Source organism: Halococcus sp. PRR34, from assembly GCF_028617175.1.
GTDB classification, from domain to species: domain Archaea; phylum Halobacteriota; class Halobacteria; order Halobacteriales; family Halococcaceae; genus Halococcus; species Halococcus salifodinae.
Genome location: NZ_JAQJDA010000001.1, coordinates 572,164 through 579,726 on the forward strand (window position 1 = coordinate 572,164; position 7,563 = coordinate 579,726).

7 protein-coding genes and 1 CRISPR repeat array are annotated in these 7,563 nt (G+C 64.0%); of the genes, 2 read left to right on the forward strand and 5 right to left on the reverse strand.

Annotated features, from left to right (window positions below; translation table 11 throughout):
• Positions 1–64 precede the first annotated feature (64 nt).
• Positions 65–403 (forward strand): DsrE family protein, encoded by a 339-nt coding sequence (locus PHA81_RS03035; protein ID WP_005045392.1) that lies wholly within the window; start codon positions 65–67, stop codon positions 401–403.
• Between the two features lie 44 nt (positions 404–447).
• Here the strand turns inward: PHA81_RS03035 and PHA81_RS03040 are convergent, their stop codons facing one another.
• The 5 genes from PHA81_RS03040 to PHA81_RS03060 all read right to left on the reverse strand — a co-directional run bounded on the left by PHA81_RS03040 (position 448) and on the right by PHA81_RS03060 (position 4,104).
• Positions 448–1,371, reverse strand: a complete 924-nt coding sequence (locus PHA81_RS03040) for a sulfite exporter TauE/SafE family protein (RefSeq protein ID WP_273835072.1) — start codon at positions 1,369–1,371, stop codon at positions 448–450.
• 223 nt (positions 1,372–1,594) lie between these two features.
• Entirely contained in the window at positions 1,595–2,272 is a 678-nt protein-coding gene (locus tag PHA81_RS03045; protein WP_005045388.1) for an HAD family hydrolase, read from the reverse strand.
• Positions 2,273–2,311: 39 nt separating this feature from the next.
• Complete coding sequence (locus PHA81_RS03050; RefSeq protein ID WP_005045387.1) at positions 2,312–2,794, reverse strand: hypothetical protein; 483 nt, start codon at positions 2,792–2,794, stop codon at positions 2,312–2,314.
• Positions 2,791–3,723, reverse strand: coding sequence for a methenyltetrahydromethanopterin cyclohydrolase (gene mch / locus PHA81_RS03055; RefSeq protein WP_005045385.1), 933 nt, complete (start codon positions 3,721–3,723; stop codon positions 2,791–2,793). The genes PHA81_RS03050 and mch overlap by 4 nt, the downstream gene beginning before the upstream one ends.
• Before the next feature lie 63 nt (positions 3,724–3,786).
• Positions 3,787–4,104 (reverse strand): MTH1187 family thiamine-binding protein, encoded by a 318-nt coding sequence (locus tag PHA81_RS03060; RefSeq protein WP_005045384.1) that lies wholly within the window; start codon positions 4,102–4,104, stop codon positions 3,787–3,789.
• A gap of 122 nt (positions 4,105–4,226) precedes the next feature.
• Between PHA81_RS03060 and PHA81_RS03065 the strand changes: the two genes are divergently transcribed.
• Entirely contained in the window at positions 4,227–5,600 is a 1,374-nt protein-coding gene (locus PHA81_RS03065) for an NAD(P)/FAD-dependent oxidoreductase (RefSeq protein ID WP_005045383.1), read from the forward strand.
• A CRISPR array of direct repeats spans positions 5,601–7,512; the repeat unit is 30 nt; unit sequence GCTTCAACCCCACGAGGGTTCGTCTGAAAC. It abuts the gene before it with no gap.
• The last annotated feature ends 51 nt before the right edge of the window (positions 7,513–7,563 follow it).

The following is a 7,563-nucleotide window of genomic DNA, read 5'->3' on the forward strand; positions in this document are numbered from 1 at the left end:
GTCGAACCCGCGCTCGTCACGCCGAACCGCATCGTTTGAGTCGCCGACGACGCTATCTGGGTGCGTGAAAGCCGTCTTCCACCACTCGAACGACGACACCGGCCTCCACGAGCGGGTCGTGAACAACGTCGCCAACTTGCTCGACGACGGCTCGATCGATCTCGACGCGATCGCAGTGGTCACGAACAGCGGCGGGCTCGCGCTGGTCAGGGAGGACTCGCCACAGCGCGAGCACGTCGAGACGCTCATGGAGTACGGAGTCACGTTCAAACAATGCCAAAACACCATCGCGGGCACCGACACGACCACCGAGGACCTCATCGACGGCGTGGAGCTCGTCCCCGCGGGCGTCGGCGAACTGACGCGCCTCCAAGCGGAGGGCTACGCCTACATCAAGCCATAGCTCGTGAACTCGTGTGATCCGAGCGTGTGCCGGTTCGCGCTGAATCAGAGGAACAGCGGCGGAATCGTGTTCTTGAAGATGTTGAGCGAGATGAGAAAGAGGAGACCGATCACGAACCAGTTGAACCGCTCCTCGTCGATCTCGATGCGGCGGAGATAGGTGCCGGCGAGCAGACCGACGATCGTGACCACCGCGATGGCCGAGCCGAGCCAGAGCCGGTAGGTCGTGATGAGGTCCGTAAAGAGTGCCATCTGGAGGATGCGAACGGTGAAGATAGTGCCCAAGACCATCGAGAGCCCGCCGATGTAGCGCTCGGCGTCGCGCTCGAAGGTGTGGAAGTACGCGGGGAGCAAGGGGCCGAGGTTGGCGACCGCGAGCAGGAAGCCTTCGAGCAGGCCTGCGACACCCAGCGCGACCGGGTGGTGGGCCTCCTCGATCGTCACGAAGTCCTGGACGACCTGGAAGATCACGTACGCGAGGATGATCAGCCCGATGATGAACGGGACGATCGGGCCGGTGCTGAACTCGCTGAGGAAGAACACACCGATCACGGTACCGACGATCGCGAGTGCCATCAGCACCCACTCCTCGCGGATGAAATCGAGTCCGGTGTCGGTCTCGCCGATCTGGAACATGTTGATCATCCACGGCGGGATCGCGAGCACGACCACCGCAAGCGTCGGGTCGATCACCGACGCGAACACGGGGGTCGCGACGAGCGCGTAGCCGAAGCCGAGCATGCCCTTGATCGCGCCGGCCACGACCGCCGTCACGACCAACAGCGCGAGCAGTCCGGGCGATATCGTGGACTCGATCCCGCTGGTGACGTTTTCGGTACCGGGGAAGAACACGATCGAACCGGCGACGACCGCGAGCGTCGCCAGCGCCATCATCACCTCACGGTACTGCAACGCACGGAGGTTGGCGACGAAGCCAGCGACATCGATCTGCGTGTCTGATGTACCCATGATGTAGAGCGAACGAAACGGACAGCCGACCGCTTCTCATCCGCTTGTAGGGGTCCGACACGCATAGCCACCCGTCATCCGGAGCGGTCTGCCCGTAGCCATGTCACCACCGAAACTCCGAATCTGCCGAAATCAGTCCGATACGCCCCCGTAACTGTCGCTCGGTCGACCGCACCCGTCCCAGAATAAGGAGTTTATTGCCGGTAAAACGTCCGAGCGACAGTCAGCGGGTCTGCCACGGCGGCTCGTGGAGAGCCGTCATCGAGTCGAGTGTGTATGCGGGCACCGGGTCAGGCGTCGAGCCATCGGCGAGCCACGCAGCCCGGAGGCCAGCCGCCTGTGCGCCAGGCACGTCCGAGGTCAGGGAGTTGCCGACGTGCACAGTTGAGTCGGGGTCGGTGTCGAGCGCGTCGAGTGCGTGGTGGAACGGCGCGGGGTCGGGTTTCGCGGGTGCGTCGTAGCCGGCGTGGACGACGACTTCGAACGCGTCGTCGAGACCGATCGCGGCGAGCTTTTCGGCCTGCATCCCGGGCGCGCCGTTGGTGACCACGCCGAGGCGGTGGTCGGCCCCGAGGCGATCGACGGCTTCGCGCGCGCCCGGCAAGGCATCGACGGCTCGGTGGTCGCGTTCGTCGGCGTAGGCCGCTGCGACCGCTCGTCCGTGATCGGGGTCACGGCCGCGCTCGTCGGCGAGTGCGGCAAAGCACGCGGTGCGTAGCTCGTGGATGGTGTCGGTGCGATCGACGAACGCCGAGTAGCGGTCGTAGTAGTCCTCGATCCCGAAGAACGGCTCGACGCCGGTAGCTTCGAAGGCAGCCGTGAGTACGTCCGCCCCCGACCGGCGGTACGCACACAGCGTGTCGTCGATGTCGAACAGCACCGTGTCGACGGGTGCGCTCATCGTCCGTGAGAGGGGCGGCGAGGACAAAAGTCGGATGGGTCAGTCACTGCGATACGCGCCGTCGACCCGCTCGGCGAGGCCGAACACGACCGCCCAGTCGAGCAGCCGTTCGACGCGCTTGCGCCACTCGTCGTCCCAGTCCGCGCGTCGATACCGTTCCCAGTTCGGCACCTCCTCGCGGAACCGCTCGTAGACCTCCTCGACGCCGAGCGGTTCGTCGGCCGCGTCGAGCACGTCGAGAACGGCGTCGGCCCCGAAGACCGTCTCGCGAAACGCGGCAGCGAGGTCGGCGAGGTCAGGGTCGCGTCGCAGCCGCCGATAGCCCGATTCGGTCTCCTCGGCGAGACCGAGCGCACGGAGAAACGTGACCCACTCGCGGGCCGTCTCGCGCGCGTCGAGGGCCGTCCGATCGACGAGTCGCGCACAGCAGTCGTTCTCGCTGCTGGGGATCAGCGGCAGCGCCTGCTGGGCCTCCGCGACGAACTCGTGGCTCCGCGGCGCGGGAACGATCTTGAACTTCACAGTCCGAAGGCGTCACCGAGCACGTCCTCATTCGTCGCCCCGAACGCGTGGGTCGGGCCGCCGCTGACGTCGACGGTGACTTGCGCCGGCGCGAACAGCCCGTCCGAGAGCTCGGCGAAGTTCCAGTCGACGCCGTCGAGAATCGCCTCGAACGGGGCTCCGTACTCGTCGCTCGCAGTCGAGGTGAGTTCGTCGAACCGGTCGAACTCCTCGTCGACGGTGAGGTGGACCTGACCGCCGTAGGCGAGCGCGTCGTTCGCGAGGGCGATCGCGGTCGCCTCCTCTCCCGCCACGGGTGCGACCGGCGCGTTCGCACTCACCGACCGAATGTCGAGCGGATCGTAGCCGAGGTCGGCGAGGCGAACAGTCGCGAGTTCGGCAGCGCGCGCAGCGGCCGTGACGCTGCCGACGAGGCTCGCGCTCGGAAACGAGGGGAGGAAGACCGCGTTCGCCCCGATATCGGTTCGGTCGGCGATCCGCTCGGCGACCGCCTCCCCTGGGAGGTCGTCGGCCTCGATCGCGAGTGTCGCGAAATCGAAGTCGTCCTCGTAGCCCACCCGCGCGAAGATCTCCTCCTCAGCGAGGAGTGCGCGCCCGGGACCGCTCGCCAACCCCTCGAACCCGTCGAGTGCGAGCTCCCAGCCTGCCTTCTGCGCACAAAGCAGTGCGAGCGCCGGACGGTCGGTCGTGCAATCGATATGGGGGACGGGCGCGCCAGCGACCTCGCCCAGACGGTTCTGGATCGTCGCGAGCCCCGCCGTCTGGATCTCGGCGAGAAGCAAGCCCGCCTCGATACCGCCAGCGACGTCGTGACCGAAGTCGAGCACCGTGGCCCCGTTGTCGAGTTCCGTGATCTCGATCGCGAGTTCGTCGGCGAACTCGATGGCCTCCTCGACGAGTTCGAGCGCCATCCGATTGAGACTCTCCATACCGCGGGTTCGACGGCGTGGGTGAACGGTCTGTCGGTCCTGTCGGTCCTGTCGGCGACCGATCTACTCGTCGGGGTTGCCGCTCGCCGCCCGGCCGAGTTCGCGTTCGACCGCATCGACTTTCTCGCTCGCCGAGTCCTCGCTTGCGCGTTTGTCGTCGATCTTCAGGACCGTGCTCACCCGGTCACCGTCGACGGCCTCGTGGGCCGCCTGGGCCGCAGCGAACAGTTCACCCACTTCCTCGGCCTCGATCACGGTGCCCATCGGGTTGGTTTCGTAGCTCACGTCGAACTCGTCGAGTGCGTCGACGGCCTTCGCGACCTCGCCGGCCATGCTGCCTTCCCGGACTGGTGCGACACTGAGTAGTGCAACGACGGTCATGGCCGCGGTACGTCCGGCACTCACCTAACGCTGTGGGCCGTCGGTGTCGTGGCCGCCTCGCGACCGTTCGGCGACGGCGCGTCGATCACAACACCCATTCCCTCCGGACGGGAACGCGGAGCATGATCGGTATCGTCGGTGGCGGCGTCGCGGGCCTCGCCGCGGCCTATCGTCTCCGGAAGGCCGGCCACGACGTGCGAGTGTTCGAGGCGAGCGACGATGTGGGGGGACTCGCCGCGACCTACGAGACTCGTGGGGATCGGATCGAGAAGTTCTACCACCACCTCTCGAAATCCGAGGAGACCATCGTCGAACTCGCCGCGGAGCTCGGCCTCGGGAGTGCGGTCGAGTGGCACGTCGGGAAGAACGCCTACTACGTCGACGGTGTGGTCCACCCGATGGACAAGCCGTGGGAGATCCTCGCGTACCCCCATTTGAGCCTCTACGATACGTTCCGGCTCGGCATGTTGACCCTCGATATCGACGTTCGCGGCGGGATCCCGAAATTCGACACCTACGACGATCTTCGGGAGTTCGAGGACGTGCCCATCAAGGAGTTCCTGCTCGATCACACCACCCGTGGCGTGTACGAGAACTTCTTCGAACCCCTGCTGGAGGCGAAGTTCGGCTCGCGAAAGGACGAGGTGAGCGCGGCGTGGCTCCTCGGCCGGGTCAAGTTCCGGGGCGAGCGCGACCTCCTCCGCGGCGAGTTCCTCGGCTACTTCGACGGCGGGTTCCACCGCCTGATCGACGCGCTCGTGGCCGCGGTCGGCCGCGAACACGTCGAAACGGGAGCCCGCGTCATGGACGTCGAGACCGCCGGCGGCGCGGTCGATTCGCTCACCGCCGAGACCGAGAGCGGAACCGAGACCTACGACGTCGACGAGGTCGTGGTCGCTGCGATGCCCACTGTACTAGAGGATCTCACGGGATATTCCTGTGAGATCGACTTCCAGGGGACGGTCTGTTCGGTGCTGAGCCTTTCGGAGTCGGTGATGGACACCTACTGGCTCAACATCGCCGACGACGCGCCCTTCGGCGCGCTGATCGAACACACCAACTTCGTCCCAGCAGAACGGTACGGCGGCGAGCACCTCCTCTACGCCGTGAGCTACGTTCAGGATTCCGACGAAGCGCTCTGGCGGATGGACGACGAGGGTGTCGAGGAGACGTGGCTCACCGGGATCGAGGACCTGTTTCCCGACTTCGATCGCGGGAGCGTGAACTGGATCGAAACCGCGCGAAATCCCCGCACTGCACCGGTCTACGAACGCGGCTATCTCGACATGGTGATCCCCTACGATCTCGGAAGCGAGGTCGCGGCGGGGCTCTACTACGCGGGGATGGCGAGTCGAGCACAGTATCCCGAGCGCAGCCTCAACGGCGGGATCGTCGCTGGCTTCGCCTGTGCCGACCGGATTCTGGATCGAGACGGCGTGGACGACGTGTCCCAGACCGTCGTTGGAGCCGAACCGATCGGTGATGGTGGTCGGTGAGATCCAGCTCTACGAGAGTTCGTCTGTAATTCGACATCACTCGGGCAGGCTCAGAAGCGCCAGCAGCTTCAACCCCACGAGGGTTCGTCTGAAACTCGTCAGACATAGTATGAGTGGTTATGAATTAACCGCTTCAACCCCACGAGGGTTCGTCTGAAACTATGCGCTCAGGGTACTGGAACTTCCGCGAGCGAATGCTTCAACCCCACGAGGGTTCGTCTGAAACTTCGCGTCGGTAACGACTCGCTGGTTGACGGGACGCTTCAACCCCACGAGGGTTCGTCTGAAACTTCGCGTCGGTAACGACTCGCTGGTTGACGGGACGCTTCAACCCCACGAGGGTTCGTCTGAAACTCATCCACGATCCCCCGGTGCTTCGCGCAGTGGCCGCTTCAACCCCACGAGGGTTCGTCTGAAACAGCACAGACTAAGATACCAATGCACGGAACCACAGCTTCAACCCCACGAGGGTTCGTCTGAAACGCTGTCGGAGTTGTTCGCGGCCACGCCCCACGCGCTTCAACCCCACGAGGGTTCGTCTGAAACAACAGACACTCCGTGTTCGCGCCGTCGCGTGGTGCGCTTCAACCCCACGAGGGTTCGTCTGAAACCATGAGTGACGCTGATCGGCCCACCGAGAATACGACCGCTTCAACCCCACGAGGGTTCGTCTGAAACTCTCTTTAGCGTAGAGGTTGATGGCATCGAACGCTTCAACCCCACGAGGGTTCGTCTGAAACTCCAGGTTTAGAGCCGATGGTCGAACTCCACAGGCCGCTTCAACCCCACGAGGGTTCGTCTGAAACTCGACCGTCCCCAACGATTCGCTGGCGAACGTGACGCTTCAACCCCACGAGGGTTCGTCTGAAACCGCCGCGCGGCACGGACGGCTGTTGGCTCGTGTGGCTTCAACCCCACGAGGGTTCGTCTGAAACACAACGGGACATCCAATCTTCGTGTCCGTCTCGCTGGCTTCAACCCCACGAGGGTTCGTCTGAAACACGCCCACGCATTTGACGCCTGCGTGGAGAGCCAGCCGCTTCAACCCCACGAGGGTTCGTCTGAAACGCGATTCGGTTCTCCATCGTGTCATGCTCTAACCCGCTTCAACCCCACGAGGGTTCGTCTGAAACACGGTGGCGGGTCAGGCGCATCAACTCGGAAGTGGCTTCAACCCCACGAGGGTTCGTCTGAAACCGTCAGAGAAGAGGACAAGCGCCGACTCGAAGAGCGGCTTCAACCCCACGAGGGTTCGTCTGAAACCGTGCACGAGGACGAGGACGAGAGCGACGACTGATGCTTCAACCCCACGAGGGTTCGTCTGAAACGATACTGGATTGCCGTTGATAAACGCCTCTTTGAACGCTTCAACCCCACGAGGGTTCGTCTGAAACGCTTCGGTAGGGGTTCGTCCCATACGGCGTAAGACGCTTCAACCCCACGAGGGTTCGTCTGAAACGACGATCCGGGGGCTGGGGTGCGGGATGGGGGCGAGCTTCAACCCCACGAGGGTTCGTCTGAAACTGATATATGACGGGGCAAGGCCCGCGTCGGCCGACGCTTCAACCCCACGAGGGTTCGTCTGAAACCCTGGCTGGCGAGGTGGGACGCCGAGGACTTTCGGCTTCAACCCCACGAGGGTTCGTCTGAAACATACTCTCTCTGTGTTGCTCAGGCTGCCTTTGGGCTTCAACCCCACGAGGGTTCGTCTGAAACTAACGCGTACATGGCTGGAAGCCCCGCTGCTAACGGCTTCAACCCCACGAGGGTTCGTCTGAAACGAGCCCTTCGGCAGCGGCCATGATCGCATCGAAGACGCTTCAACCCCACGAGGGTTCGTCTGAAACCCAGCCATCATTACATCATTACCTTCCATCCCGTAGCTTCAACCCCACGAGGGTTCGTCTGAAACCCAGCCATCATTACATCATTACCTTCCATCCCGTAGCTTCAACCCCACGAG